Annotated in this window: 26 protein-coding genes, 1 pseudogene and 1 riboswitch; of the genes and pseudogenes, 17 read left to right on the plus strand and 10 right to left on the minus strand. The window is 69.1% G+C overall.

Features of this window, described 5'->3' with window-relative positions:
- Positions 1-18 precede the first annotated feature (18 nt).
- Positions 19-378 (plus strand): hypothetical protein, encoded by a 360-nt coding sequence (locus tag CUR96_RS14775; protein ID WP_102194100.1) that lies wholly within the window; start codon positions 19-21, stop codon positions 376-378.
- Here CUR96_RS14775 and CUR96_RS14780 read toward each other — a convergent pair.
- The gene (locus tag CUR96_RS14780; protein ID WP_102194101.1) at positions 366-1,976 is read right to left on the minus strand and encodes a DUF4407 domain-containing protein; all 1,611 of its coding nucleotides are present in this window, start codon (positions 1,974-1,976) and stop codon (positions 366-368) included. The genes CUR96_RS14775 and CUR96_RS14780 overlap by 13 nt on opposite strands.
- A gap of 104 nt (positions 1,977-2,080) precedes the next feature.
- Here CUR96_RS14780 and CUR96_RS14785 point away from each other — a divergent pair, with 104 nt between their 5' ends.
- The gene (locus tag CUR96_RS14785; protein WP_102194102.1) at positions 2,081-2,551 is read left to right on the plus strand and encodes a SixA phosphatase family protein; all 471 of its coding nucleotides are present in this window, start codon (positions 2,081-2,083) and stop codon (positions 2,549-2,551) included.
- 28 nt (positions 2,552-2,579) lie between these two features.
- On the opposite strand, the gene CUR96_RS14790 is transcribed toward CUR96_RS14785, so the two are convergent.
- On the minus strand, positions 2,580-3,149 hold the full coding sequence (locus CUR96_RS14790) for a TetR/AcrR family transcriptional regulator (protein WP_102194125.1): 570 nt from the start codon (positions 3,147-3,149) through the stop codon (positions 2,580-2,582).
- Between the two features lie 64 nt (positions 3,150-3,213).
- On the opposite strand from CUR96_RS14790, the gene CUR96_RS14795 reads away from it, so the two are divergent.
- Positions 3,214-3,840, plus strand: coding sequence for an NAD(P)H-dependent oxidoreductase (locus tag CUR96_RS14795; RefSeq protein ID WP_102194103.1), 627 nt, complete (start codon positions 3,214-3,216; stop codon positions 3,838-3,840).
- Positions 3,841-3,922: 82 nt separating this feature from the next.
- Here the strand turns inward: CUR96_RS14795 and rlmN are convergent, their stop codons facing one another.
- Complete coding sequence (gene rlmN, locus CUR96_RS14800) at positions 3,923-5,203, minus strand: 23S rRNA (adenine(2503)-C(2))-methyltransferase RlmN (RefSeq protein ID WP_180969057.1); 1,281 nt, start codon at positions 5,201-5,203, stop codon at positions 3,923-3,925.
- Positions 5,204-5,268: 65 nt separating this feature from the next.
- Here rlmN and CUR96_RS18805 point away from each other — a divergent pair, with 65 nt between their 5' ends.
- Positions 5,269-5,808, plus strand: coding sequence for a ribosomal protein L7/L12 (locus CUR96_RS18805; RefSeq protein WP_102194104.1), 540 nt, complete (start codon positions 5,269-5,271; stop codon positions 5,806-5,808).
- A 42-nt stretch (positions 5,809-5,850) separates the two neighbouring features.
- Here the strand turns inward: CUR96_RS18805 and CUR96_RS14810 are convergent, their stop codons facing one another.
- On the minus strand, positions 5,851-6,852 hold the full coding sequence (locus tag CUR96_RS14810; protein ID WP_102194105.1) for a LacI family DNA-binding transcriptional regulator: 1,002 nt from the start codon (positions 6,850-6,852) through the stop codon (positions 5,851-5,853).
- Between the two features lie 257 nt (positions 6,853-7,109).
- Here CUR96_RS14810 and CUR96_RS14815 point away from each other — a divergent pair, with 257 nt between their 5' ends.
- The 3 genes from CUR96_RS14815 to CUR96_RS14825 are packed head-to-tail and all read left to right on the plus strand — an operon-like array spanning position 7,110 to position 10,315.
- Positions 7,110-8,384, plus strand: a complete 1,275-nt coding sequence (locus CUR96_RS14815) for an ABC transporter substrate-binding protein (RefSeq protein WP_180969058.1) — start codon at positions 7,110-7,112, stop codon at positions 8,382-8,384.
- Between the two features lie 60 nt (positions 8,385-8,444).
- Positions 8,445-9,407 carry a carbohydrate ABC transporter permease gene (locus tag CUR96_RS14820; protein ID WP_102194107.1) on the plus strand — a complete coding sequence of 321 codons (963 nt, stop codon included), beginning with the start codon at positions 8,445-8,447 and terminating at the stop codon, positions 9,405-9,407.
- The gene (locus CUR96_RS14825; protein ID WP_245861335.1) at positions 9,407-10,315 is read left to right on the plus strand and encodes a carbohydrate ABC transporter permease; all 909 of its coding nucleotides are present in this window, start codon (positions 9,407-9,409) and stop codon (positions 10,313-10,315) included. The genes CUR96_RS14820 and CUR96_RS14825 overlap by 1 nt, the downstream gene beginning before the upstream one ends.
- Here CUR96_RS14825 and CUR96_RS14830 read toward each other — a convergent pair.
- The gene (locus CUR96_RS14830; protein WP_102194108.1) at positions 10,312-11,358 is read right to left on the minus strand and encodes a LacI family DNA-binding transcriptional regulator; all 1,047 of its coding nucleotides are present in this window, start codon (positions 11,356-11,358) and stop codon (positions 10,312-10,314) included. The genes CUR96_RS14825 and CUR96_RS14830 overlap by 4 nt on opposite strands.
- An 88-nt stretch (positions 11,359-11,446) precedes the next feature.
- Between CUR96_RS14830 and CUR96_RS14835 the strand changes: the two genes are divergently transcribed.
- The 5 genes from CUR96_RS14835 (at position 11,447) to CUR96_RS14855 (ending at position 16,212) form a co-directional block, all read left to right on the plus strand.
- Positions 11,447-12,154, plus strand: a complete 708-nt coding sequence (locus tag CUR96_RS14835; protein ID WP_102194109.1) for a ThuA domain-containing protein — start codon at positions 11,447-11,449, stop codon at positions 12,152-12,154.
- Positions 12,127-13,212 carry a Gfo/Idh/MocA family protein gene (locus tag CUR96_RS14840; RefSeq protein WP_102194110.1) on the plus strand — a complete coding sequence of 362 codons (1,086 nt, stop codon included), beginning with the start codon at positions 12,127-12,129 and terminating at the stop codon, positions 13,210-13,212. Before CUR96_RS14835 ends, CUR96_RS14840 begins: the two co-directional genes overlap by 28 nt.
- On the plus strand, positions 13,209-14,726 hold the full coding sequence (locus CUR96_RS14845; RefSeq protein ID WP_102194111.1) for an alpha-N-arabinofuranosidase: 1,518 nt from the start codon (positions 13,209-13,211) through the stop codon (positions 14,724-14,726). The genes CUR96_RS14840 and CUR96_RS14845 overlap by 4 nt, the downstream gene beginning before the upstream one ends.
- 88 nt (positions 14,727-14,814) lie before the next feature.
- On the plus strand, positions 14,815-15,453 hold the full coding sequence (locus tag CUR96_RS14850; RefSeq protein WP_102194112.1) for a bifunctional 4-hydroxy-2-oxoglutarate aldolase/2-dehydro-3-deoxy-phosphogluconate aldolase: 639 nt from the start codon (positions 14,815-14,817) through the stop codon (positions 15,451-15,453).
- A gap of 9 nt (positions 15,454-15,462) precedes the next feature.
- On the plus strand, positions 15,463-16,212 hold the full coding sequence (locus CUR96_RS14855) for a sulfite exporter TauE/SafE family protein (protein WP_102194113.1): 750 nt from the start codon (positions 15,463-15,465) through the stop codon (positions 16,210-16,212).
- A gap of 15 nt (positions 16,213-16,227) precedes the next feature.
- Here the strand turns inward: CUR96_RS14855 and CUR96_RS14860 are convergent, their stop codons facing one another.
- Together CUR96_RS14860 and CUR96_RS14865 are read right to left on the minus strand one after the other, a co-directional pair.
- Positions 16,228-17,061, minus strand: coding sequence for an SDR family oxidoreductase (locus CUR96_RS14860; RefSeq protein WP_102194114.1), 834 nt, complete (start codon positions 17,059-17,061; stop codon positions 16,228-16,230).
- A gap of 88 nt (positions 17,062-17,149) precedes the next feature.
- Positions 17,150-17,911: an SDR family NAD(P)-dependent oxidoreductase gene (locus CUR96_RS14865; RefSeq protein WP_102194115.1), complete on the minus strand. Its 762-nt coding sequence runs from the start codon at positions 17,909-17,911 to the stop codon at positions 17,150-17,152.
- 198 nt (positions 17,912-18,109) lie between these two features.
- Between CUR96_RS14865 and CUR96_RS14870 the strand changes: the two genes are divergently transcribed.
- The 4 genes from CUR96_RS14870 to CUR96_RS14885 all read left to right on the plus strand — a co-directional run bounded on the left by CUR96_RS14870 (position 18,110) and on the right by CUR96_RS14885 (position 20,768).
- Positions 18,110-18,835 carry an aminoglycoside 3'-phosphotransferase gene (locus CUR96_RS14870; protein ID WP_102194116.1) on the plus strand — a complete coding sequence of 242 codons (726 nt, stop codon included), beginning with the start codon at positions 18,110-18,112 and terminating at the stop codon, positions 18,833-18,835.
- Positions 18,836-18,885: 50 nt separating this feature from the next.
- The gene (locus tag CUR96_RS14875) at positions 18,886-19,659 is read left to right on the plus strand and encodes an SDR family NAD(P)-dependent oxidoreductase (RefSeq protein ID WP_102194117.1); all 774 of its coding nucleotides are present in this window, start codon (positions 18,886-18,888) and stop codon (positions 19,657-19,659) included.
- 348 nt (positions 19,660-20,007) lie between these two features.
- Positions 20,008-20,421, plus strand: coding sequence for a hypothetical protein (locus CUR96_RS14880; RefSeq protein ID WP_102194118.1), 414 nt, complete (start codon positions 20,008-20,010; stop codon positions 20,419-20,421).
- 11 nt (positions 20,422-20,432) lie between these two features.
- Positions 20,433-20,768 carry a DUF4190 domain-containing protein gene (locus CUR96_RS14885; protein ID WP_180969059.1) on the plus strand — a complete coding sequence of 112 codons (336 nt, stop codon included), beginning with the start codon at positions 20,433-20,435 and terminating at the stop codon, positions 20,766-20,768.
- A 139-nt stretch (positions 20,769-20,907) separates the two neighbouring features.
- Here the strand turns inward: CUR96_RS14885 and CUR96_RS14890 are convergent, their stop codons facing one another.
- The 3 genes from CUR96_RS14890 to CUR96_RS14900 all read right to left on the minus strand — a co-directional run bounded on the left by CUR96_RS14890 (position 20,908) and on the right by CUR96_RS14900 (position 23,800).
- A complete protein-coding gene (locus tag CUR96_RS14890; RefSeq protein ID WP_102194120.1) occupies positions 20,908-21,696 on the minus strand; it encodes an energy-coupling factor transporter transmembrane component T family protein in 789 nt (262 codons plus the stop codon).
- Positions 21,693-23,150 (minus strand): ABC transporter ATP-binding protein, encoded by a 1,458-nt coding sequence (locus CUR96_RS14895; RefSeq protein ID WP_180969060.1) that lies wholly within the window; start codon positions 23,148-23,150, stop codon positions 21,693-21,695. Before CUR96_RS14895 ends, CUR96_RS14890 begins: the two co-directional genes overlap by 4 nt.
- A complete protein-coding gene (locus CUR96_RS14900; RefSeq protein ID WP_102194129.1) occupies positions 23,150-23,800 on the minus strand; it encodes an ECF transporter S component in 651 nt (216 codons plus the stop codon). Before CUR96_RS14900 ends, CUR96_RS14895 begins: the two co-directional genes overlap by 1 nt.
- A riboswitch (TPP riboswitch) is annotated at positions 23,791-23,902 on the minus strand. Its footprint overlaps the gene before it by 10 nt.
- A gap of 113 nt (positions 23,903-24,015) precedes the next feature.
- Here CUR96_RS14900 and CUR96_RS14905 point away from each other — a divergent pair.
- Positions 24,016-24,425: pseudogene (locus CUR96_RS14905) on the plus strand (hypothetical protein); the annotation flags it as partial.

The following is a 24,425-nucleotide window of genomic DNA, read 5'->3' on the forward strand; positions in this document are numbered from 1 at the left end:
ACACCCGATTCTGGACCAATGGACACTCTGATCACCAGCGAACGGACACTTCTCGATCCAATCGCGCCCGATTGGACCATTGCCGAGTTGCTCGAGTGGCTCGGAGACGAATCCCGTCAGCACGATGCCGCGCTCCGGCATCCGCTCGCCCGGATCGAGGCGGCCGTCACCGGCGAGACCTGGCACGGCACGCCGTCGACCGTCGCGCTGATCCGCTCACTCGCCGCCTCGGCCCGCACGCACGGCGCGATGCGGCTGGGCGACATCGTTCGAAGAGCGCAAACGGCTCGAAATCAGGCCGAGATCCAGCCATTTGCGCCATTCGAAGCGAAGGTGGAGACGCCGGCGCGTCCTGACCGCAGCGCTCAGGTGGCCTGAGCGCCGACCGGCCGCGCTGCGGCCGGCTCGACCGCGACCGCCTCTGCGGTATCGGGCTCGGCTGCAACAGGCTCGGTGGCCGTGGCCCCGATCGCAGCATCCGTCGCGCCCGCGCCTGCTGCCACGATCTCGGCCCGATCACGGAAGCCCTCCGCGGTCACCTTGTCGAGGGCGACCTGCTTGCGGATCGCCGCCGCCTTCTCGTACAGCGTCGGCTCTCCATACGAGGTGAGCACCTTCACCAGGACGGGCAGCAGCTCGATCATGAAGAAGAGGGCCGCGATCAGCAGGTGCGCCCAGAGGATCGTCGGCTCCTTCTCGGAGAGCCGGTTGAGGCCGCTGATTTGGCTGAGCAGGCCGATCGCTCCAGCGTTGCCCTGCGCCACGGCATCCGCCCTGCCGTTGTACGCGGCGAGCGCCTGCTCGTAAGACTGCTGAGCGGCCGGAAGCTGGTCGTTCGCCTGCTGACGGTTCTGCGACTCCGATGCGGAGGTGTTCTCCTTCGCGGCGCTGCCGGCGGTGGCGAGCTCCTCATTCGCGACCCGCAGCTGTGCGGCGAGCGCATCGTAGGTCTGCTGGGCCTGGGCGAGCTGGGCCTGCGCGGCGTCGGAGCTGGCCCCTTCGCCGTTCACGCCGGTGCAGCCGGGCACGGTTCCCGCGCCTTCGCCGGTCAGCTCGCACTGATACAGCACCCGCGCCTGGTCGATGACACCCTGCTGCGCGGTCAGCTTCGCGGTCAGGTCGTCCACGGTCGTCTGCGCCGCGGACTCACTCGCCGACGACGAACCGGTGCCGGCGACGATGCCCGTCGCCGCCTGGTTCTCGAGTTCGGCGAGGCGGGCGGATGCCTCGTCCAGCGCCTTCTTCTCCGGGCCGTTCTCCAGCGCATCCTGGTCGGACTGCGACTGGGTGATGTTGGTGGACGCGACCTCGCGCGCGATGTCGTTGTGGAACACCTGCAGCACGAGCGGCTCGGCGACGACGAAACCGATGATCGCTGCCATGATGACACGGGGGATCGCGAGTCCGATGAGCTTCCAGACGTTCCGGGTCGAGGTCATCGTCGACGTGAGGAACCGGTCGAGGTTGAAGATGATCAGTGCCCACACCATCGCGAGCGGCACAGCCAGCCAGATGACCGCCTGCACCCCTGTGGTCAGTGCGAACAGCATCGAGATCGCCGAGACCAGCGCGGTCCCGGCGAGCACGAAGAACATCTGAACGAAGCGCGGGGTCTCCCCCGGCACTTTGTCGAGGATCTCGCCCTCGGCACCGCCCAGAATCGCGAGCGTGCGCCAGCGCGATCCCGGCGTACGCGTCTTCTTCACGCGCTTCGGGCGCGGTGCACGGGGCGGCCGGGGAGCGGATGCCGGCGCTGCGGGCGCGCCTGCATCGGCCGGGTCGACGACGACTGTCGGGCGGGTGGCGGTGTCTGCGGCCTCCGCCTGCGGGGCTCTCTGGGCGTCGTTTCCGGTGGGCTCGAAAGCGCGCAGGAAGTCGAGATCCTCGTCGGTGACCGTGCCGTCGGGAGCGCCTGTCTCGAAGGAGATCCTGCCCTGGGAATCCATCTGACCAGGGCGATGCGCGGAGTAAGCCATCCCCCGAGGGTAGGAAACATCGCCTGTGCGAAGCCCGGACGATCCCTGCGAGCCGCTCACAGGTTGGGGGTGCGCGTGCGGGGCGCCGATGCCAAGCTGGTGGCATGAAGACCCTGCTGCTCGCCCGCCACGCGAAGTCGGACTGGGGCTTCTCCGGCCTCGCCGATCACGACCGGCCGCTCAACGCGCGCGGGCGCCGCGATGCCCCGGCGATGGCACGGCGCCTGGCCGACGACGACGTCCATCTCGACCACATCGTCTCGAGCACCGCCACTCGCGCCCGGAGCACTGCCGACGAGTACGCGGCCGTGTTCGGGATCGGGGTGCTCGATGAGGCGCTGCTGTACGCGGCATCCGCCCGTTCGATCCTGGCGATCGCGGCCGCGTTGCCCGAGCAGAGTGACGTCGCCATGCTCGTCGGGCACAACCCGGGCATCAGCGACGCCGTGGCCGAGCTCACCGGCGAGAACGCCCAACTGCCGACCTGCGCCGTCGCGGAGTGCGCGGTCGACATCGGCTCCTGGGACGAGCTCATCGAAGGCACCGGCCGGCTGCTGCGGATCCACACGCCCTGAGCGACACGGCCGCGTGGGCGGCTCGGCGTCAGCGCGGCAGCATCCGCCGCAGTGCCGCCTCCCCGGCCCGGAGCGCCGCATCCAGGGAGAAGTGCCCCGCCGCGCACAGCGTGCCGAGGCCGTGCACGAGTCCCCACACGCCGAGAACGTCTTCGTCGCTGTCGAGGCCGGCCGCGGCGGATGCCGAGCCCAGGAGCTGCTCGAGCTCGGCGATCAGCGGAGCCATGGTGTCGCTGGGCTCCCCCGGTATGCACACGGTCGGGTCGTACATGACGTCGAAGCCGTGCGGGTACTCCACCGCGAAGCGCAGGTAGGCGGTACCGCCGCTGACCAGCGCGGCGACGGGGTCGGCGGCACTCGCGATCGCCGTCCGGACGGCAGCGGTGAGGTCGGCCATGCTGCGCTCGGCCAGCACCTTCATCAGCCCGCGGCGATCGGCGAAGTGATGGTAGGGGGCGTTGTGACTCACGTCGGCGGCCCTGGCGACCTCGCGAAGGCTGATCTCCTGAGCGGGCTTCTCGGCGAGCAGCTGCATCGCCGCCGCCTCCAGCGCATGCGCGAGATCGCCGTGATGGTAGCCGGATCGAGAACTTGACACGAGCAACATTCTCTCCTATCTTGACACTGTCCAGCAAATTGACACTGTCCAGATAGGAGAAGTGATGGCATCCGCACTCGTCATCGACGGCCACCCCGACGCACGATCCCTCACCGCAGAACTCGCCCGCCGCTACGCGGCCGCACACGGCGACGCCCGCCTGCTCGCGCTGCGCGACCTCGACTTCGACCCGCACCTGCGGTTCGGCTACCGCGAGCGGATGACGCTCGAAGACGACCTCGTCGACGCCAAGGGTGCCCTGCACTCGGCGCAGACGATCGTGATCGCGACTCCGCTGTGGTGGGGATCGGTACCGGCGGTGCTCAAGGGGTTCTTCGACCGCGCCCTGCTTCCGCAGCAGGAGTACCGCTACACGAAGCTCGGCCTGCCCGAAGGGCTTCTCCCGGCGCGGCACGGACGGCTTCTCCTGCTCGCCGACACCCCCTGGTACGCAGCGCCCTTCACCGGTCTGCCCGCCCAGACGCAGGTCGCCCGCAACACGATGCGGCTCTGCGGCATCCGCTCGGTGCGCACCCATCGGATGCTGGGCGTCAAGGACGCGACTCCGGAGCGCATCGGCTCATGGCTCACCCGAGCCGAGTCCCTCGGCCACCGCGACGGACTCCGCGACGCCACCGTCACCACGACGTCGGCCCCCCAAGATCTGGCCGGCCTCCCGGCATCCGCCTGACCAGCCCCCTCACCTCCTCCCGTCGCGAGAAGTCCCGGTATTCGACTCGAATACCGGGACTTTCTGCGACGGGAGCGGCGGATCAGGCCATGGCGGCCGAAGCGGCCTCGTCCTCAGTCGTGGCGACCAGCTGGCCGCAGGCCCCGTCGATCTCCTTGCCGCGGGTGTCGCGGAGGGTCGTCGGGATGCCGGCGTCGTTGAGCCGGCGCACGAACTCGTTCTGCGCCTCGCGCGTCGATGAGGTCCAGATCGATCCGGGCGTCGGGTTCAGCGGGATCGGGTTCACGTGCACCCAGCCGCGGCCGCGTTCGTTGAGCTTCTCCGCGAGCAGATCGGCGCGCCAGGCGTGGTCGTTCATGTCCTTGATGAGCGCGTATTCGATCGAGACGCGGCGGCCGGTCTTCTCGTAGTAGTACCGAGCGGCATCGAGCGCCTCGTCGACCTTCCACTTCGAGTTCACCGGGATGAGCTCGTCGCGCAGGTGGTCATCCGGCGCGTGCAGCGACAGGGCGAACGTGACGGGGATGCCCTCGTCCGCGAGCTTCTTGATCGCCGGCACGAGTCCGACCGTCGAGACGGTGATGCCGCGCGCGCTCATGCCGAGTCCATCGGGCTGCGGCGCGACCATCGAGCGCACGGCATCCATCACGCGGTTGTAGTTGGCGAGCGGCTCGCCCATGCCCATGAAGACGATGTTGCTCACGCGCTCCATCGAGTGGTCGTCGGCCTTCTTTCCGCCGAGGCCCCCCTCGGCGATGAGGCGGTTCGCCCGCACGATCTGCTCGACGATCTCGGCCGTCGACATGTTGCGCGTGAGGCCCGCCTGGCCGGTGGCGCAGAACGGGCAGTTCATACCGCAGCCGGCCTGGCTCGACACGCACAGCGTGATGCGCCCCGGGTACCGCATGAGCACGGACTCGACGAGCGCGCCGTCGTGCAGCCGCCAGAGGAACTTGATCGTGTCGCCGCGGTCGGTCTCGAGGCGCCGCACCTCCGTGAGCAGTGGCGGGAGGAGCCCCCCGACGAGCTGCTCGCGGATGTCGGCAGGCAGATCGGTCATCTGCGCCGCGTCCGAGGTGTAGTGGCGGAAGTAGTGCGTGGCCAGCTGCTTCGCGCGGAATCCGGGCAGGCCGAGCTCCTTGACCTTCTCGATGCGCTCGGTCGGCGTGAGGTCGGCGAGGTGCAGCGGAGGCTTGCCGCGCTTCGGGCTCGCGAACTGCAGGAGCGGGCGCCCTTCGGCATCCTTCTTCTGCGTCCAGCCCTCGGTCGTCGGACGCACCTGCGGCGTTCCGGTGGCACGGAGCTTCCCCTTCGGGGGCGCGGATGCGGGTCGCGTCTCGCGCGCTCGGGGATTCTCGGTCATGCCTCCAGGGTACGCGGTGGCGGATGGGAAGCACCTGGAGTGCACGTCGTCCCTAGACTGACCCCATGGAGATCGTCTGGATCATCGGCATCGTCGTCGCAATCATCGCCGTCGTCGCCATCCTCGGCGTCGCCCTCCGCGGGATGCGGCCGAAGATCCCCGAAGCTCAGACGTTCACGCCCGTGCCGGTGATGAGGTCATCGACGGCGAGCGCCGCGACGGCGACCCCCGCGGGAACATCGCCGGAGGTGATCGCGCAGATCGACCGGCTCATGGCAGCAGGCAAGAAGGTCCAGGCGATCAAGGTGCTCCGCGATCACGCGAAGCTCGGGCTCAAAGAGGCGAAGGACCGGATCGATCACTGGTCGATCAGCACCACGGCCGCGCACATCGCCGCCGTCTCGAACACCTCGCCGACGCGGTCGTCGATCTCGAACGCGCACTCGGGCTCCGCCCTTCCGGCAGCCGTCGTCGCCGAGGTCGACCGGCTCATCGCCGCGAACCAGAAGATCACGGCGATCAAGCTGGTGCGCGAGCGCACCGGCCTGGGCCTCAAGGAGGCCAAGGACCTCGTCGAGGCTCGCGGATCAGGGCGCTCGCGCTGAGCCCGCCCCGGTGAGCGACGTCACCGGTCTCTTCATCGCGATCTAGAGCGACTCGCGGCGCACCAGCGTCGTGGGGAGGATCTGCAGCTTCTCGGCCGGGCGCCCGTGGATCATCGCGATCAGCGCCTCCGCCGCCGCACGTCCCATCTCCTCGAGCGGCTGACGCACGGTGGTCAGCGGCGGCTCGGACGTCGTGGCGATGAGCACGTCGTCGAAACCGACGATCGACACGTCCAGCGGAACCCTGCGTCCGGCGGCCTGGAGCACCCGGATCGCTCCGGCCGCCATGAGGTCCGATGAGGCGAACACCCCGTCGAGATCCGGTGCACGCTGCAGCAGCCGGGCCATCGCGGCCATCCCGCTGTCGACGGTGAAATCGCCGTGGACGATGGGACCGGGCACGATGCCGGAGCGCGTGAGCTCCTCGGTCCATCCGCGCATGCGTTCGTTCGCCTGCTCCATGTCCGGTGGCCCGGTGATGATGCCGATGGTGCGGCGCCCCGCCTCCACGAGCGCGCGCGCCGCGAGCGCTCCACCTCCCAGGTTGTCCGAGTCGACGACGATCGAGCCGGGGTCGATCTCGTACTGGGGCTTGCCGACCCACGCGATCGGCACGGGCGAATCGGCGAGCGCCTCCACCAGATGCGTGATCTCGTGCTGAAGGATGACGATCACGCCGTCGACAGCACCTGAGCGGAGGAACTTGGGGATCTTGCCCCGATCCTCGTCATCGGCCGGCAGCAGCACGGGCTGGACGTCGCCTGCGGCGAGCCCCTTCGCGGCTCCCTTCAGAGCCGAGGCGAAGAACGTGCCGTTCAGGCTGCCGATCTCATTGAAGGCGACGACGAGTCCGATGGCGCCGGCGCGGCCACCACGGAGCATCCGGGCCGCGAAATTCGCCTCGTAGCCCAGGAGCGCCGCCTCGCGCTCGACGGCGGACGTCATCACCGGGTCGACGTTGGTGGCACCCGCCAGAACACGGGCCGCCGTGGCGCGGGAGACGCCGGCGGCCTTCGCCACGTCGACGATCGTGGGCCGGACCATTGTTCCTTCTCCCTGCGTCGGATGCGGCGCTCGATAGATCGTTCTCTGATGGAATGACCCTTGCATACTTGCACATTCAGCTCCATCCACTCTAGTCGTCAGGGGCTGTCACGGCGCGGTGCACCGATTCGCGGTGTCGAACACGGGAAGGGTTGCCCTGCTGCGCGAACCGGGGTTATGGTGTGCCGATGAGAGATCGATCTCTCGGTTCGGCCATCAGGCCAGCAATCACATGTCCCCAACGAAGAGGAGCAGTTGTGAACCGTCGCAAAATCGCCCTGTCCGTCGCACTCGTCGGTGCTCTCGCGCTCGTCTCCGGATGTTCGTCAGGCGGCGCCGGGGAGGGTTCGGACGACCCGAACGCGGAGTTCGAGTTCTGGTCCTTCACCGGAATCGGCCAGAAGGACTCCGTCGACCGCTACCGGGAGAAGAACCCGGACGCGAAGGTGAAGCTCTCCGAGGTCGGCAGCACGACCGAGACCGCCACCGCCCTGACCGCTGCACTCGCCGGCGGTCGTGTCCCCGACCTCGTGATGATCCAGAACGACGACCTCCCGAAGTTCCTCGAGAACCCCGGCAACTTCGTCGACCTTCGCACTCTCGGTGGCGACGACCTCGGCGACGATTACCTCGACTGGGCGATCGGAGGGGCCACGGCCGAGGACGGATCGATCATCGGCATCCCCACGGATGTCGGCGGCCTGAGCTTCGCGTATCGCGCCGACCTGTTCGAGGCCGCCGGCCTTCCCACCGACCCGGCCGAAGTCGCCGAGATGTGGTCGACGTGGGACGGCTTCATCGAGATGGGGAAGAAGTACACGGCGGCGACCGGAGAGCCGTTCGTCGACAACGTCGAGACGAGCGTGTTCTTCTCCACCGTCAACCAGGTCAGCGAGAAGTACTACTCACCGGACGGCGAGCTCATCTACGACTCCAACCCCGAGGTCGAGGAAGCCTTCGACGTGGCGGTGCGCACCTACGAGGCGGGCATCAGCGCCAGCATCCCAGCGTGGTCGTCCGGCTGGGCGCCGGGCAAGGCCAACGCCGCGTTCGCCGTCACCACGGCACCGTCATGGATGCTGGCGGGGTTCAAGACCGACGCTCCCGAGACCGAGGGCAAGTGGCGCATCGCCTCCATCCCCGGCGTCGGCGGCAACTGGGGTGGCAGCGTCATCGCGATCCCGGCGCGCGCCGACAACCCCGAGGCCGCCTGGCAGTACATCGAGACGATGCTCTCGCCCGAAGGGCAGACCGAGCACTTCGCCACCACCGGCACCTTCCCCGCTGCGAAGGACGCCCTGGAGAGCGAAGAGGTCAAGGGCTACACCGACCCGTTCTTCGGCGACTCCCCCGTCGGCGCGACCCTGAGCGAGTCGGTGCTGCAGTTCAACTCCTTCCACAACGGACCCGACACCAGTGCGATCGGCGCCGCGCTGCTCAATGCGCTGGTCGACATGGAGGCCGGGAACGTGAAACCCGCCGACGCCTGGAAGACCGGGCTCGACAGCGCCAAGGCCGCGCTGGGCGGCTGACCGTTCCGCTCCATGGTGGCCCGCCGCGAGGCGGGCCACCATCTGAACCGAGGTAGGACCATGACTGCGACTGCGACCGCCATCCCCATCCACAGGATCCGCCGAGGCGACCGGCCCCCGACACAGGCGATCCGCCAGCCCTTCGCCGAACGCCTCGCGCCGTACCTGTACGTCGCGCCGTTCTTCGTGATCTTCGCCATCTTCGGGCTGTTCCCGCTGCTGTTCACGTTCTACGTGGCGCTGTTCGACTGGAACCCGATCGGCGAACAGACCTTCGTCGGCCTGGCGAACTTCGAACGGCTCTTCCAGGACCCGCGCTTCTGGAACGCCTTCGTGAACACCTTCGGCATCTTCCTGATCTCCACGATCCCGCAACTGCTGCTGGCACTCGGCCTGGCGCACCTGCTCAATCACGCCACTCTGAAGTTCGCGAACTTCTTCCGCATGGCTCTGCTCATCCCGTACATCACGTCGGTGGCGGCGACCGCCCTGGTGTTCGCGCAGATCTTCGACAAGAACTTCGGACTCATCAACTGGGTGCTCGATCTGGTCGGAGCGCCGGCCGTGAACTTCATGTCGTCGCAGGTGGGGTCATGGATCGTCATCTCGTCGATGGTGATGTGGCGCTGGTTCGGCTACAACACGCTCCTGTACCTCGCAGGACTCCAGGCGCTGCCTCGCGAGATGTACGAGGCCGCGGCGGTCGACGGTGCATCCGGATGGCAGCAGTTCATCCACCTGACGATTCCCTCGCTGCGTCCGATCATCATCTTCACCGTCATCATGTCGACGATCGGCGGACTGCAGATCTTCACCGAACCGCTTCTGGTGGCACCCGAATCGGGTCTCACCTGCGGCGGCGGCAGACAGTGCCAGACGCTGGCTCTCTTCCTGTACGAGCAGGGCTTCGGCCAGTTCGAGTTCGGCTACGGGTCAGCGATCGGCGTCGCACTGTTCGTCATCGTCGTGGTCGTCTCGCTGATCAACTTCTTCCTCACCACCCGCACCCGGAAGGCACGCTGATGTCCCGCATGATCGATGAGGCGGCCCCGGCGTCGCGTGAGGATCACCTCGACCGTCCGCAGCACGACCGGCGGCGCCGCGGCTCCCGCGTCGGCAAGGTCTCGTGGCCGGTGTACGCGCTGCTGATCATCGCAGTGCTGATCAGCGTGTTCCCGCTGTACTACATGTTCGTGATCGCATCGGTGGGCGCCTCGGCCGTGACCTCGATCCCGCCTCGGCTGTATCCCGGGTTTGACTTCTTCGACATCACCGCGAAGGTCTTCGAGACGGTGCCCTTCCTGCAGTCGCTGCTCAACAGCGTGATCGTGTCGCTGGCCGTGGCGGTCATCACGTCGTTGCTGTGCGCCCTGGCCGGCTTCGCATTCGCGAAGCTGCAGTTCCCCGGGCGGAACACGCTGTTCCTCATCGTGCTGCTGACGATGACCGTTCCGGCGCAGCTGAGCGTGATCCCGCAGTACCTGATCATCTCCTGGCTCGATTGGGTCGACACCCTTCAGGCCATCATCCTGCCGGGCCTCGCCAGCGCCTTCGGCATCTTCTGGATGCGTCAGCACCTGTCGACCACGCTGAACGACGAACTGATGGCGGCCGCCCGAATCGACGGAGCCAACAGCTGGCAGATCTTCTGGCGCATCGGGTTCCCTGTCGTACGACCGGCCGCGTTCGTCCTCGGCCTGATCACCTTCACCGGCGTGTGGAACGACTTCATGTGGCCGTTCATCGTGCTGAAGTCACCCGAGCTGTTCACCGTGCAGATCGCCTTGAAGCAGCTGCAGGCGAACCGCACGATCGACCTGGCCCTGACCATGGGCGGATCGTTCATGGCGACGCTGCCGCTGCTCATCGTCTTCTTCTTCGTCGGCCGCCGCATGGTCGCGGGGATCATGGACGGCGCATTCAAGGGCTAGTCCGCGGCTCCTCCGGCGGACACCGGGAAGGTCGCTCTCGTCGAGCCCCGGGCGATGAGCTCTGTGGGCAGTTCGATGACCTCGTCGCCCAGATCCTCTCCCCTCACCGCTCTGACCAGGGTGTGCACCGCCGCCGCCGCCATCTCCCTGATCGGCTGCCGGATGGTCGTCAGGGAGGGATGCAGCCACCGCGCGCCGCGCACATCGTCGAACCCGATGACGAGAACATCCCTGGGGATGCTCAGTCCCGCTTCGGCGATGGCGCGGTATGCGCCGGCCGCCATCTCGTCCGAGCAGGCGAACAGGCCGATCGGCCCGTCGCCGGGGAGTCCGGCCAGCGCCTTCGCGCACGAGCGCCAGGCTTCCATCGCGCTCCAGTCGGCATCCATGCGCACGCACGGCGCGCCGGGGACGAGACGGCTCAGCGTCTCGAGAAAGCCCTCCACGCGACCACGACCGTACCGGTAGGACGGCGCGCCTCCGATGACGATGAAGCGCCTCACCCCGCGGTCGATCAAATGCTCGGCAGCAGCCTTCCCGCCGGCGCGGTCGGTGGTGCGCACACTCGGCAGCTTCATCGGCGGTTCGGACGGGGGCTCCAGCAGGACGATCGGGATCCCCGCCCGGCGCATCGCCGCCATCTGCGCCGCAGTGGGAACGATGAGCCCGAGGATCACTCCCGCCGTGCCGCGCGAGCGAATCCGCTGCGGCCAGTCGTCTTCGGGGTCATCGCGCTCGGTGGTGAGCACGAGGTCGTAGCGCAGCCGCGCCGCCGCAGTCCGCGCGCCGGCGGTGACCTCGTCGGTGTACGGGTCGTGGAAGTGCGCCAGCACGAGATCGAAGACGAGAGAGGTGCCGCGGCGTGGGCGCCCCCGCGACTCACCGGCGCCGGTGTAGCCCAGGGTCTGCGCCACACGCAGCACCCGCGTCCGCGTATCCTGCGCCATGTCGCCGCGGCCTCGCAGGGCACGCGACGCCGTCGAGATGCTGACGCCGGCATCCTCGGCCACGCGGGCGAGCGTGATTCGAGGAGATGAGGGCATCTGTCTATTTTGCGCAAATTCTGAGACTTCCGCCAGCACAACTGGCAGAGTTTCACGCGATCCGCACCGCCGTGGAAGGAGCACCCTCATGACCGCTCGGAAAGCACTGATCGTACGAGGGGGCTGGGAAGGGCACAGACCGGTGGAGGCCACCGAGATGTTCCTGCCGTTCCTCGAACGCCACGGCTTCGACGTGCAGATCGAGGAGTCCAACGACGTCTACGCCGACGCCGACGTGATGGATCAGGTCGATCTCATCGTCCAATCCGTCACGATGTCCGAGATCAGCGGCGACGCCTTCGCGGGACTCCGGCGCGCCGTGGAGCGCGGCGCGGGACTCGCCGGCTGGCACGGCGGGATCGCCGACTCCTATCGAAACAACTCCGACTACCTGCAGCTCATCGGCGGGCAGTTCGCGACGCATCCGTCGAAGCATCCGGACGAGCGCGCGGGCGACGAGACCGACAACTACCTCTGCTACACCGTCGACGTCACCGACCTCGGCCGCCAGCACGAGATCATGGCGGGCCTCGAGGACTTCACCCTGCGCACAGAGCAGTACTGGGTGCTCACCGACGACCTCAACGACGTGCTGGCCACGACGACGCACCCCGCGCAGCCGTACCACCCGTGGCACCGCCCCGTCGTCTCGCCCGCCGTCTGGACGCGGCAGTGGGGCGAAGGGCGGGTCTTCGTCGCGACGCCGGGCCACAGCCCCGTCGTGCTGCGCGACGTCAACGTACGAACCATCATCGAGAGAGGAATGCTGTGGGCGAGCCGCACGGTATCGGAATAGTCGGTCTCGGAGTCATCTCCGGCCAGTACCTTGCCACCCTGGGAACGCATCCGGGGGTGCGGATCGCGGCGACCGCCGACCTGGATACCGCACGCGCTGCCGCGGTCGCGGCGGAGATCCCCGGCTGCCGCGCGTCGACGGTCGACGAACTCGTCGCCGATCCGAACGTGCAGACGGTGCTGAACCTGACGGTGCCCGCCGCCCATGCGGAGGTCGCCCTCGCGGCCCTGCGCCAGGGCAAGAACGTCTTCGGCGAGAAGCCGCTCGCCCCCGCTCTCTCCGCGGCACGCGGCGTCATCGACGCGGCAGGATCGGCGTGGGTCGGCTGCGCGCCCGACACCGTTCTCGGAACCGGCATCCAGACCGCCCGCGCCGTCGTGGACGACGGCGAGATCGGGCGTCCCGTCGCTGCAGTGGCGACATGGGTCTCCGCGGGGCATGAGGCCTGGCATCCGAATCCGGACTTCTACTACCGCCCGGGCGGCGGACCCCTGTTCGACATGGGCCCGTACTACCTCACGTCGCTGTTCCACCTGCTCGGACCCGTCGCCCGGGTCTCCGGCGCCTCCTCGCGGCCGCGAGACGTGCGGCTCATCGCATCCGGTCCACGAGCCGGCGAGGAGATCCCGGTGGAGATCGACACGCACGTGACCGGAATCCTCGAACACGTCGGCGGCGCCGTCTCGACGGTCACCTTCAGCTTCGACGGCGCGGCCAGCGAAGCCGCGCCGATCGAGGTGCACGGCGAGACCGGCACGCTCTCCCTGCCGGATCCGAACATGTTCGACGGCGAGGTGCGCCTGCGCCGGCCCGGCGACGACCGCTGGTCACCGATTGCCCCGCGCGCCGGCTACGCGAACGCCGGCCGCGGGATCGGCCTGCTCGACTTCGTGTCGGGAGGGCGTCGCACCGACGGCACGATCGCCCTCCATGTGCTCGAGATCATGACGGCACTCGCGGAATCTGCGCAGAGCGGCAGGCGGATCGATCTCACGACCACGGCGGAGCGCCCGGCTCTCGTCCCCCTCACCACCGAGACCCAGTGGAGGATGCGATGACCGCATCAGCGCGCGCCATCATCGACCTCGATGTGACAGGGCATCCCATCAGCCGCCACCTGTACGGGCACTTCGCCGAGCACCTCGGCCGCTGCATCTACGACGGGTTCTGGGTGGGCGAGGATTCGACGATCCCCAACGAGCGCGGCATCCGCCTCGACATCGTCGAGGCACTGCGCGCCCTGGACATCCCCAACCTCCGGTGGCCGGGCGGATGCTTCGCCGACACGTACCACTGGCGCGACGGCATCGGCCCACGAGAGGATCGCCCGAAGATCGCCAACACGAACTGGGGCGATGTGGTCGAGAACAACCACTTCGGAACCCACGAGTTCATGGACCTCTGCGACCTGCTCGGCACGGACGCCTACGTCAACGGCAACGTCGGCAGCGGGACGGTGCAGGAGATGTCCGAGTGGGTGGAGTACCTCACCCGCGGTGACGACAGCCCCATGGCACGTCTCCGCCGGGAGAACGGCCGCGACGAACCGTGGCTCGTGCCGTTCTGGGGGCTCGGCAACGAGGCCTGGGGCTGCGGCGGGAACATGTCGGCCGCGCACTACGCGGAGGAGGCACGGCGATACGCCACCTTCTGCCACAACCACGGCGAGAACAAGCTCGTCAAGATCGCGGCGGGCGCCAACGAGGACGACCTCGAGTGGACGCGCGTCCTGATGAAGACGCTGATGGAGTGCCACGGTTGCACTCTCTGGGGCAGCCTGCCCTATCAGGCGATCTCGTTCCACTACTACACCCACTCCGGAGCGGGCATCAACACCGAGGACGCGGCACCGTTCAGCGAGGCGCAGTACTACGAGACGATGGCCCACGCCGCCGACATCGACCGCGTCATCCGCGGGCACATCGCCGTCATGGACTCCTACGATCCGCACAACCGGGTGAGTCTGGTGTGCGACGAGTGGGGCACGTGGTGGAACGCCGAGGAGGGAACGAACCCGGGCTTCCTGTTCCAGCAGAACACCGTACGGGATGCCCTCGTCGCGGGTCTCCACTTCGACACCTTCCACCGTCACGCGCGGCGACTGACGATGGCCAACATCGCGCAGACCGTGAACGTGCTGCAGGCGATGGTCCTCACCGACGGCGAGCACATGGTGCTCACCCCGACGTACCACGTCTTCGAGATGAACAAGGGCCATCAGGATGCGACGCAGCTCACCGCCCACCTGATCGAGAGTCCGGCGAAAGAGGTCCGCGGCCGGAGCCTCCCCCTCGTGTCCATGTCGGCGTCGACCAAGGGCGGCAACGCCCTCCTCTCCCTCACGCACCTGGATGCCGAGGAGGACTGCGTGTTGAGCATCGACCTCCGGGGGCGCCGCGCGGAGCTCGTCCGGGCTCGGGTGCTGACGGGCGAGAGCAGCACCGAGTTCAACGATGCCGGCGCGCCGGACCGCGTCGCACCACGGCCGCTCGAGGTCGGACTGGACGGCGGCACGCTGACCGTGACGTTGCCGCCGCACTCGTTCGCGACGATCGAACTGACGCTCAGCTGACGTCGGTGACGGCGCACCAGGACGACACCGTGCCTTCCGGCGAGGGCAGGTCGGACAGAATGGATTCGTCCGCCGCTGAAGGAGTCCCATGACCGACCGCCTCGCACGTGCCCGCGCCACCGGCATCCTCGCCGTACTCCGAGCACCTTCGGCCGCCCTCGCGCTCGAGACCGCCGAGGCGATCATCCGCGGTGGCGTGACCGGCATCGAGGTGACGTTCTCCACTCCGGATGCGCCGGCCGTGATCCGCGAGCTCATCGCGCGGCACGGAGACGCGGCGTACATCGGCGCCGGTACGGTGACCACGGCGGTACAAGCGACTGCAGCCGCAGCGGCAGGCGCCGAGTTCCTGGTCAGCCCCGGCACCCTCCCCGATCTCACGCGCGCGATGATCGACACCGGACGCACGGTGATGACCGGTGCGCTGACTCCGACCGAGGTGATGCGCGCGCTCGAACTGGGCGTCGACGTGGTCAAGATCTTCCCCGCATCCCTCGGCGGCCCTTCCTACCTCGGGTCGCTCCGCGGCCCCTTCCCGGATGCTCCCCTCATGCCGACCGGAGGTGTCACCCCGGACAACCTCGCCGCGTGGTTCGCGGTCGGGGCCGTCGCGGCCGGCGCCGGTGGCGACCTGGCGAACAGCGCATCGATCGCGGCATCCGACTGGGGCGACATCGAGCAGCGTTCGACCCGCTTCGCCGCCGCGCTCGCGGTCGTCCGGGCCTGAGCACGCCCCGTGATCGAACTCAGCGCCTGGGCATGGGTCGCCCTTGCGATCGCCGCCGTCACGATCGGCATCTCGAAGACCGCTCTGCCGGGCGGCAGCACACTCGCCATCGCCCTGTTCGCGACGGTGCTCCCGGCTCGCACGTCGACCGCCGCCATGCTGCTCCTGCTCATCGTCGGCGACGTGTTCGCGCTGATCGCCTATCGTCGGCATGCGCACTGGCCGACGCTGCTGCGTCTCGCGCCCGCGGTGATCGCCGGCCTCATCGCCGGATTCGCGTTCCTCGCGTTCGCCGGCGACGGGATCGTCCGGCGGGCGATCGGAGTGATCCTGCTCGTGATGATCGCGGTGACCCTGTGGCGCCGGTGGCGGAAGGGCAGAGCGGATGCCGAGGCCGCGCCGGCCGGCGGCATCCTGCTCTCCGGCGTCTACGGCACCCTGGGCGGTTTCACCACGATGGTCGCGAACGCCGGCGGTCCGGTGATGTCGATGTACTTCCTCGCGACCCGCACTCCGGTGCAGGTGTTCCTCGGCACGTCGGCCTGGTTCTTCGCGATCATCAACCTCGTCAAGCTGCCGTTCCTCGCCGGGCTCGGGTTGTTCGAAGGGCCGGTGCTGCTGATGGATGCCCTGCTCGCCCCGCTCGTCGTCGTCGGAGCGCTCGTCGGCCTGCGGGTGGCTCGACGCATCCCGCAGCAGTTGTTCGAGCGGATCGTGATCGTACTGACCGTGGCAGGTTCGCTGTACCTGCTGTTCTGAGCCGGCGACCCCGGCTCAGTCGAGGAAGATGTCCGGGAACAGCGCGCTGTCGGGAGTTCCCGGGATGGCCGCGTACTTCGAGAAGTCGCTGACGCCATCGGCCTCGAGCACGTCCTCGACGATGAGGGTCTGACCGGTGTACTCGCGTGCCGGCTTGACGAGCACCGCGTACGCGGCATCCGCGTAGATGTCGGCCGTGCGACTGGCCGCCATCACCCTCTCGCCGCCGAGCAGGTTCTGCACCGCCGCGGTCGCGATCGTCGTGCGCGGCCAGAGTGCGTTCGCCGCGATGCCGTCGCGGGCGAACTCCGCGGCGAGACCCAGCGTCACCATCGTCATCCCGAACTTCGCCAGGGTGTAGCCGGTGTGCGCGCCGAGCCACTTCGGAGACGGGTTCAGCGGCGGCGACAGCGAGAGGATGTGCGGGTTCTCGGCATCCTTGAGGATCGGCACGGCTGCCCGCGACAGCATGAAGGTCCCGCGGACGTTGACGTCCTGCATGAGGTCGTACTTCTTCGCGCCGAGCTCGAGCGAACGGGAGAGATCGATCACGCTGGCGTTGTTGATCACGATGTCGATGCCGCCGAACTCGCCCTGCGTCTTCAGCACGGCCTCGGTGATGTCGTCGTCGTCGCGCACGTCGCCGACGATCGGCAGCGCGTTGCCGCCCGCGGCGCGGATCTGCTCGGCAGCGGAGTGGACCGTGCCCTCGAGCTTCGGATGCGGGGTGTCGGTCTTCGCGAGCATCGCGATGTTCGCGCCGTCGCGCGCCGCCCGCAGTGCGATCGCCAGCCCGATCCCCCGACTGCCGCCGGACATCAGAATCGTCTTGCCTGCCAGTGTGCTCATGTCTCTCCTTGGTCCTGACCGGTCGTTCCCGTCGCAGAAAGGCCCGGTATCGACGCGTTGTTCCGGGCTTTTTCGCGACCGGAGCGGGTCATTTCGGCGCCATCCGGATCGCGCCGTCGAGCCGGATGGTCTCGCCGTTGAGGTAGCCGTTCTCGACGATGTGCTGCACGAGCGCCGCATACTCATCGGGGCGGCCCAGGCGCGAGGGGTGCGGCACCTGCTGGCCGAGCGAGTCCTGAGCCGCCTGCGGCAGGCCCATCAGCATCGGGGTCTCCATGATTCCGGGGGCGATGGTGCAGACGCGGATGCCGTAGCGGGCGAGCTCGCGGGCGATCGGGAGCGTCATCGCGTGCACGCCGCCCTTCGATGCCGCGTACGCGGGCTGGCCGATCTGGCCGTCGAACGCTGCGACGGATGCGGTGCTGACGATGACGCCGCGGTCGCCGCTCTCGGTCAGCTCGTTCTTCGCGATCACGGCGGATGCCTGAGAGGTCACGTTGAACGTGCCGATGAGGTTGATGCGGATGATCCGCTCGAAGTCGGCGAGCACGGCCGGGTTTCCCTCGCGGTCGAGCACCTTCGCGGGCGGGGCGATGCCGGCGCAGTTCACGACGATGCGCAGCGGCGCGACTGCCTGTGCTGCAGCGACGGCGGCCTGCACCTCGTCGACGCTGGTGACGTCGGCCGGCGCGAAGGCACCGCCGATCTCTGCAGCGAGTTCAGCCCCGGCAGAGGAGGCGAGGTCCACGATCGTGACGTGGGCGCCCGCGGCGGCGAGCCGTCGGGCTGTCGCGAGGCCGAGCCCGGAGGCTCCGCCCGTGATGAGCGCGCCCTGTCCGGTGATCTGCATTCTGTTCTCCCTCGAACGTCATCGTGCGACTGGGTTTCAGCATACGTGGTTCTTGGTTTCACCACGACGCCTTGTCGCCACGGGGCGAAAGGTGTGGGCTGGCCGCATGGAACTGCGTCGGAAGCGAGCCTACGACACCCCTTCGGAGGAGGCGCTGCGAAAGCGTCTCTGAGCGCGGGCACGGGGCAGGATGGACAGATGTCGATCCCCACCGAGACTCCCGAGATCCCCGGCCACGTGCGCGAGCTCTCCCAGGGGGCGAGCCTCACTCCGGTCTGGCTGAACGGCATCGGCGGACTGACCTTCCGGACCGACGACGGCCGGTACATCAAATGGGGACCGCTGGATCCCGAAGCGAACATGCGCGATGAGGCCGAGCGGATGCGGTGGGCTCGTCGTTGGATCGCCGTGCCGGAGGTGCTCGATCAAGGACAGGATGCCGAGCACGAGTGGCTGGTCACGATCGCGCTCGACGGTCGCAGCGCCGTCGACCCGATGTGGGCCGACCAGCCCGGAACCGCTGTACGCGCGGTCGGGGAAGCGCTGCGCGCGATGCACGACACGTTGCCCGTCGAGGACTGCCCCTGGGAGTGGAGCACGCCGGTGCGGATCGCGGGTGCGGCGACCCGGGGGACGGTCGTGCCGGGGCGTCTCCTGGAGTCTCCGCCGATCGACCGGCTCGTCGTCTGCCACGGGGACGCCTGCATGCCCAACACCCTGCTCGCCGCCGACGGCCGTTGGAGCGCACACGTCGACCTCGCCGCCCTCGGCACCGCCGATCGCTGGGCGGACATCGCCGTCGCATCCATGAGCACCGAGTGGAACTACGGGCCGGGCTGGGAGGACGCGCTCATCGAGGCGTACGGCGTCGAGCCCGACCGTGAGCGACTCGCGTACTACCGCGACCTCTGGAACGCCACCTGACCCTCGCCGAAGTCCGCGGGACCGAGGGGCGAGGCGCCTAGAATGACGCGATGACTCCACCGACAGGTTCGCTCGCGGGCATGCGCATTCTCATCGTCGGCGGCGGTGGCGGCGGTATCGGGTCTGCGGTCACACGGCGGCTCGCCAGTCTCGGCGCACGCCTGGCGATCGCCGATATCGATCCCACGCGGGCGTCGGACGCTGCTGCAGAGGTGGCGGCGTCCGGGAGCACGGCCTCTGGCTTTTCCGTCGATGTCCGTGACGCCGCGCAGCTGACCCGGCTCGTCTCGGACACCGTCGCGACCCTCGGCGGGCTCGATGCCGTGGTCACCGTCGTCGGGGGACAGGTGGCATTCGTGCCATCCGCACGCCTGCACGAGATGCGCGACGAGGACTGGGACACGATGTACGAGATCAATCTGCGCTACGTCGCCCGCCTTGTGCGATTCGTCCTGCCGCATTTCCTCGCCCAGAAGCACGGGGTGATCGTCAGCGTCGGGTCGGTGACCGGCTTCATGGGCGCGCCGGGGCAAGGCGCGTACGGCGTGATGAAGGCCGGACTCGTCAGCCTGGCCCGAACCGTGGGGGCCGAGTACGCGGCAGACGGCATCCGGATGAACGTCGTCGCCGGTGGCGCGATCAGCACTCCTGTGGCGAACGCCGAAACCGTCGATTGGGTCGAGGAGATACCGATGGGTCGCACAGGAACTCCGGATGAGGTGGCAGCGGCCGTGGCCTACCTCTGCTCGCCCGAGTCGAGGTACATGACCGGACAGCAGATCGTCATCGATGGCGGGGTGTCGTCGCGGGGCCCGTTCCACTGACCTCGTTCAGGTCGGTCCTCGCACGGCTCGGCACTCGGGAACAGGGGAGGAGGTAGCCAGCCATCCTCCCCCGCCGGGTCGAACCCGGAATCCTCCCGGCCTGGGTGCCGACGAGGACAGTGAGACACGCAGGGCGCTCACCAGCGGCGGCGGACGCTGGGACGACCGCAACCTCACTACGTAGACGCTGTGCGGCCGAGTTCATTACGCGACACCGGCCCCGGGTTCGCGTGCACGACTTCCGCGTAACGAAACGGGCGACGAGGACTCTCTTCTATGGAAGGCCCCCCGAGGGCTCTTCATCCAGCCTCCGACGACCACGCACCGAAACCCGAGAACCCGAGAACCATGGCACCGCTTCCCATCGCCCCCGTCGTATCCGCGCTCCTGACCCCGATCGGCCAGGTCGGCCTCTGGATCGCTCTGGCCGGCGCGGCCGCGCTGGGAGTGGCGATCGCGTTCAACGCTGCGGGCGCCGCGGGCGGCGCCGGCGCCGTCTGGCTGGCCGGCGGCATCCTCAGCCTCGCCCTGTGGTATTCCGGCGACTGGATGGCGCCGCTCGCCGCCGGCATCGCACTGCCGGTCGCCGCAGGACTCGGCGCGGCCTGGCGGCCCTCGACGCGAAGGGCGCTGTGGGCGCGCGGGCGGTCTGCGCTCTCTCGGCCGACGCCCCTCCTGGCGCTGCGGGCTCGGTCATCGGCTCCGGCGCCCGTGACTCCGACCATGACCGGCTCGCTGCCGCGCCCCGCGCTCGCGCCATGAACGATCCCCGCGTGACGACCGATGCGGCGAACGGCGAGGGCGCCGAGACGTCGACGCAACCGCAGATGGCCCGCTCGACCCACATCGCCTCGCAGACCTTCGCACCGGCCCAGACGAACGCGCTGGCCCTGGTGGCACTGGTGAGTGGTATCGCCGGGGTCCTTCTCCTCGTTCCTGTTCTCGGACCGCTGGTCGCACTCACGACCGGTTACGTCGCGCGCCGCCAGATCACCGTTCGTCGCCAGGACGGACGCCGGCTGGCCGACGCCGGAGTCGTGCTCGGCTGGGCGGGTCTCGTTCTGACGTGCGTCATCATCGGCGTCCTCGTTCTGGCCCCCTGGATCTGAGGCAGGCTTCGCAGGCATCTTCTGCATGAGGCGACATCTTCCGCGCGAAGCGACGCGTGGAACGTGGTGTCTGACGCGGAAGATGTCGGTTCGCGCTAGCAGCGACGCCTCAGGGTTCGCCGGTGAGCGCGATCAGCCGTCAGGCCGGCCCGAGGATGAAATTCCAGGCCCCGGTGGCGACCGCAGCGATGATCGCGAGCGCCGAGATCGCGGCCCCCACCGCGAGCAGCATCCATTCCCGCCATCCGAAGCGCGATTCCCGCGCCCAGGTGCGGGCGACCGGTGCGCCGAAACCGCGCGCCTCCATCGCCGTGGCCAGCTTCGCCCCGCGGCGGATCGACAGCACCAGCAGCGCGAACGCCATCCCGAAGAACCGGCGGATCCTGCCGCGATCGGCCACGCCGCGCGCTCTGCGGGCGAGCTCGAGCGCACGCCAGTCGTCGATGAAGAGTCCGACCATGCGGAGCCCTGCCAACGCTCCGAGCACGAAGCGGGCCGGCAGCCGCACGATCTGCGCCAGGCCGTCGGCGAGATCCGTCGGATCCACCGTGATGAACAGCACGACCGACGGCAGGGCGATCGCGAGCACCCGCAGCATCGTCGCCAGAGCCAGGGCGAGCGAACCCTCGCTGACGCGCAGCACGAACCAGTCGACGTAGACCGTGCCGCTGGTCTCGCCGTAGAGGGCGATCGTGAGCCCGGTGAGGGGAGCTGCGAGCCACACCGGCCAGGTGCGCAGCCAGAACTCCCGCCAGCCGATGCCGGCGAACAGGAACAGCACGCACTCGAGCACGAGGGCGGTGGATGCCGACACCGGGTCGAGCGTGAGGATCAGCGGGATCGCGATCAGCGCACTCACGCCGAGCTTGGCGACGGGGTTGATCCGCGCGAGCCCGCCGGTGCGCGCGTGCGCGTCGAGCACGGTCATCCGGCGGCCCCCAGCCCGTACGTCACCGCGTGCAGCGCCCGCGCGACGTCGAGGTCGTGGGTGATCGTCACGATCGCCGTCCCCTCATCGCGAAGGGTCGCGAGCATCGTGACGAGTTCCTTCCAGGTGCGGGCATCCTGTCCGAAGGTCGGCTCGTCGAGGACGAGCACTCGCGGTCTGGTCGCCAGCGCAGCCGCGACCGTGAGGCGCCGCTTCTCGCCGCCGGAGAGCGTGTACGGATTGGCCTGCGCCAGCCGATCGAGCCGAAGCCGCGCGAGAAGTTCCTCACTGCGCGCCGCGATCTCGTCCTCCGGGATTCCGAGCGCCCGCGGGCCGACCGCGAGTTCGTCGCGCACGGTCTTCGCGAGCAGCTGATGCTCCGGCTCCTGGAACACCATCCCGATGCGGGTGAGCAGCTCGCGCGACGCCCAGCGGATGGGCTCCGCGCCGATGTCGGAGGCGAGGGCGACGGATGCCGTCAACCGGCCCCCGGCCGGCGGCAGGAGTCCGGCGAGCGTGAGCCCGAGCGTGGACTTGCCCGCGCCATTCGGCCCGGTGATGGCCAGCACCTCGCCGGCGCGCACGTCGAGGTCGATCCCCGAAGCGACGGGCTGGCCCTTCACGCGTGCGACGGCCAGGTCGCGCGCAGACAGCAGCGGCTCGCCGGGGCCGGCGAGCGGCGGCGGCGGAGACGCCGGAGCGAAGCCGGGCACCCAGACACCGGCGGCAGCCAGCCGGGCGCCCTCGACGCCGAGCACCGCATCCGGGGTCCCGTCGGCCACCACTCTCCCCTCGCCGATCACGATGACCCGCGTGATCAGCGGCAGCCACACGTCGAGCCGGTGCTCGACGACGATGAGGGTGGCGGGTTGCGCCTCCAGCATGCGTGCGACGGCGTCGCGCACCTCGATGACGCCCTCCGGATCGAGGTTCGCCGTCGGCTCGTCGAGCAGCACCAGCCCCGGGCGCATCGCGAGGATGCCTGCGAGCGCGAGGCGCTGCTTCTGACCGCCGGAGAGCGCCTTCGTCTGGCGATCGAGCGGCACGTCGAGCCCGACGGCATCGAGGGCGGCGTCGACCCGCAACCAGATCTCCGAGCGGGGCACGCCGAGGTTCTCGCATCCGAACGCGACGTCATCGCCGACCCTGGCGAGGATGACCTGCGAATCGGGATCCTGCAGCACGAGGCCGCTGCGACCTCTCGTCGCCGAGGCCGGTGCGCCGTCGACGAGGAGTTCGCCCGTGCTCTCGCCCTCTTCGTCGCCGCCGAGGACGCCGGCGAGTCCGTGCAGCAGCGTCGATTTGCCCGACCCGGATGCGCCGAGCACGAGCACCCGCTCCCCCGGGTCGATGCGGAAGGAGACCTCGTGCAGCGCCCAGGCGAGTCGGCTCGCGTGCCGCCAGCCCCAGCCGCGCGCCTCGACGGCGGCCGGGCCGGCGGTACTCGCGCTCATCAGACGCGGACGCGTGCCTCGCGCCCGGAACCGAACCTGTCGAGGGCTCCGGTGGCGGCGATGCCGCGTACGAGCACCCAGGACAGGATGCCGGCGATGACGACACCCGAGATCACGGCACTGATCAGGTAGATGACGGTGAAGGCCGGACCGGAGCCCGCGTACCAGAGGATCAGGTTGTTGATTCCTCCGGCGAGAGCTGCGCCCGCGCCGGCGAGAGCCGCGACCGGCAGCGACCAGCGCTTGTAGAAGAACAGCAGGAAGATGAGCTCGGCGCCGAGCCCCTGCACGAGGCCCGCTTCGATGGTGAGGAACCCGCCCCACTGGTTGCCGACGAGCGCGGAGACGACTGCTGCGAGCACCTCGGTGTAGATCGCGGCGCCCGCCTTGCGGATGATCAGGCCGCCGAGCACGCCGGCGAACAGCCACGGTCCGTCGAGCAGCCCCTGAACGCCGGGGAGCAGCGGCTCGAGCAGCGCAGCAGGGCCGAGATAGCCGAGGTTCCAGGCGAGGAAGATCAGGCCGGCGGCGACGCCGATGACGCTGGCGACCACGATGTCGACGATGCGCCAGCGCCAGATCTCGGGGCGACGAAGCCCTTTGGCGGCGGACGCAGTGGCCGATGCGGATGCAGACGTGGATGTGCTCATCAGAACTCCTCCCTGCGCTGGCATGACCCAGATCAGGTTCGACGGTCGAAGCGCGATTCGCTCCCTCTCAGCCCGGCTCGCCGGACTCCCGTGGTTGTGCTGTCGATCATACCGAGTCCGGCCACCGCGCGCTCCCCGTCGGCGGCACGACGACTTGCGCACGGGCGAAGCGGCGCACAGCGCTGATTCCTTGAAGAATTCGGTAGCGTATGCAGGTGACCCTTCGTGACGTGCACCCGGAATCGGGATCGGATGCGGCGGCCGCGCCGACGTCGTCCGATGACGTCGCGACGGAAGCCGGTCCGGCCGTGACCGACCCCGCGGTGTCCCGCCCCGGGCTGTTCGACCCCGTGGCGCCTGCCGAGTCCGGTCCTGGGCTGTTCGGCTCGGCGGAGCCTGAGGCATCCCATCGCGGGCGGTTCGACCCAGTGGAGACCGCGGCATCCACTCCCCCGCTGTTCGGTCCCGTGCAGCCTGCCGCGTCCGGCGCCGGGCTGTTCGACTCCGAGGCGGCCGCACCTGCCGTGTCCGCCCCTGCCGTCGTCGCCGCGCCCGACGCGGAGGAATCCGCGTCGGGCGCGCGCTGGGCCGAGGCCGGGCGCGGGGCGACGGCACTGACCTGGGT

Origin of the sequence: Microbacterium aurantiacum, assembly GCF_002872075.1 — a bacterium.
In the GTDB taxonomy this organism is placed as follows: domain Bacteria; phylum Actinomycetota; class Actinomycetes; order Actinomycetales; family Microbacteriaceae; genus Microbacterium; species Microbacterium aurantiacum_A.

Bases quoted from the DNA above. Each gene is read 5' to 3' on its own strand.
- CUR96_RS14820 (WP_102194107.1), top strand. From the start codon at position 8,445: ATGACTGCGACTGCGACCGCCATCCCCATCCACAGGATCCGCCGAGGC.
- CUR96_RS14880 (WP_102194118.1), top strand. From the start codon at position 20,008: ATGGCACCGCTTCCCATCGCCCCCGTCGTATCCGCGCTCCTGACCCCG.
- CUR96_RS14795 (WP_102194103.1), top strand. From the start codon at position 3,214: ATGGCATCCGCACTCGTCATCGACGGCCACCCCGACGCACGATCCCTC.
- CUR96_RS14830 (WP_102194108.1), bottom strand. From the start codon at position 11,358: ATGCCCTCATCTCCTCGAATCACGCTCGCCCGCGTGGCCGAGGATGCC.
- CUR96_RS14865 (WP_102194115.1), bottom strand. From the start codon at position 17,911: ATGCAGATCACCGGACAGGGCGCGCTCATCACGGGCGGAGCCTCCGGG.
- CUR96_RS18805 (WP_102194104.1), top strand. From the start codon at position 5,269: ATGGAGATCGTCTGGATCATCGGCATCGTCGTCGCAATCATCGCCGTC.
- CUR96_RS14845 (WP_102194111.1), top strand. From the start codon at position 13,209: ATGACCGCATCAGCGCGCGCCATCATCGACCTCGATGTGACAGGGCAT.
- CUR96_RS14775 (WP_102194100.1), top strand. From the start codon at position 19: ATGGACACTCTGATCACCAGCGAACGGACACTTCTCGATCCAATCGCG.
- CUR96_RS14785 (WP_102194102.1), top strand. From the start codon at position 2,081: ATGAAGACCCTGCTGCTCGCCCGCCACGCGAAGTCGGACTGGGGCTTC.
- CUR96_RS14890 (WP_102194120.1), bottom strand. From the start codon at position 21,696: ATGACCGTGCTCGACGCGCACGCGCGCACCGGCGGGCTCGCGCGGATC.
- CUR96_RS14780 (WP_102194101.1), bottom strand. From the start codon at position 1,976: ATGGCTTACTCCGCGCATCGCCCTGGTCAGATGGATTCCCAGGGCAGG.
- rlmN (WP_180969057.1), bottom strand. From the start codon at position 5,203: ATGACCGAGAATCCCCGAGCGCGCGAGACGCGACCCGCATCCGCGCCC.
- CUR96_RS14850 (WP_102194112.1), top strand. From the start codon at position 14,815: ATGACCGACCGCCTCGCACGTGCCCGCGCCACCGGCATCCTCGCCGTA.
- CUR96_RS14860 (WP_102194114.1), bottom strand. From the start codon at position 17,061: ATGAGCACACTGGCAGGCAAGACGATTCTGATGTCCGGCGGCAGTCGG.
- CUR96_RS14875 (WP_102194117.1), top strand. From the start codon at position 18,886: ATGACTCCACCGACAGGTTCGCTCGCGGGCATGCGCATTCTCATCGTC.
- CUR96_RS14810 (WP_102194105.1), bottom strand. From the start codon at position 6,852: ATGGTCCGGCCCACGATCGTCGACGTGGCGAAGGCCGCCGGCGTCTCC.
- CUR96_RS14825 (WP_245861335.1), top strand. From the start codon at position 9,407: ATGTCCCGCATGATCGATGAGGCGGCCCCGGCGTCGCGTGAGGATCAC.
- CUR96_RS14895 (WP_180969060.1), bottom strand. From the start codon at position 23,150: ATGAGCGCGAGTACCGCCGGCCCGGCCGCCGTCGAGGCGCGCGGCTGG.
- CUR96_RS14835 (WP_102194109.1), top strand. From the start codon at position 11,447: ATGACCGCTCGGAAAGCACTGATCGTACGAGGGGGCTGGGAAGGGCAC.
- CUR96_RS14870 (WP_102194116.1), top strand. From the start codon at position 18,110: ATGTCGATCCCCACCGAGACTCCCGAGATCCCCGGCCACGTGCGCGAG.
- CUR96_RS14900 (WP_102194129.1), bottom strand. From the start codon at position 23,800: ATGAGCACATCCACGTCTGCATCCGCATCGGCCACTGCGTCCGCCGCC.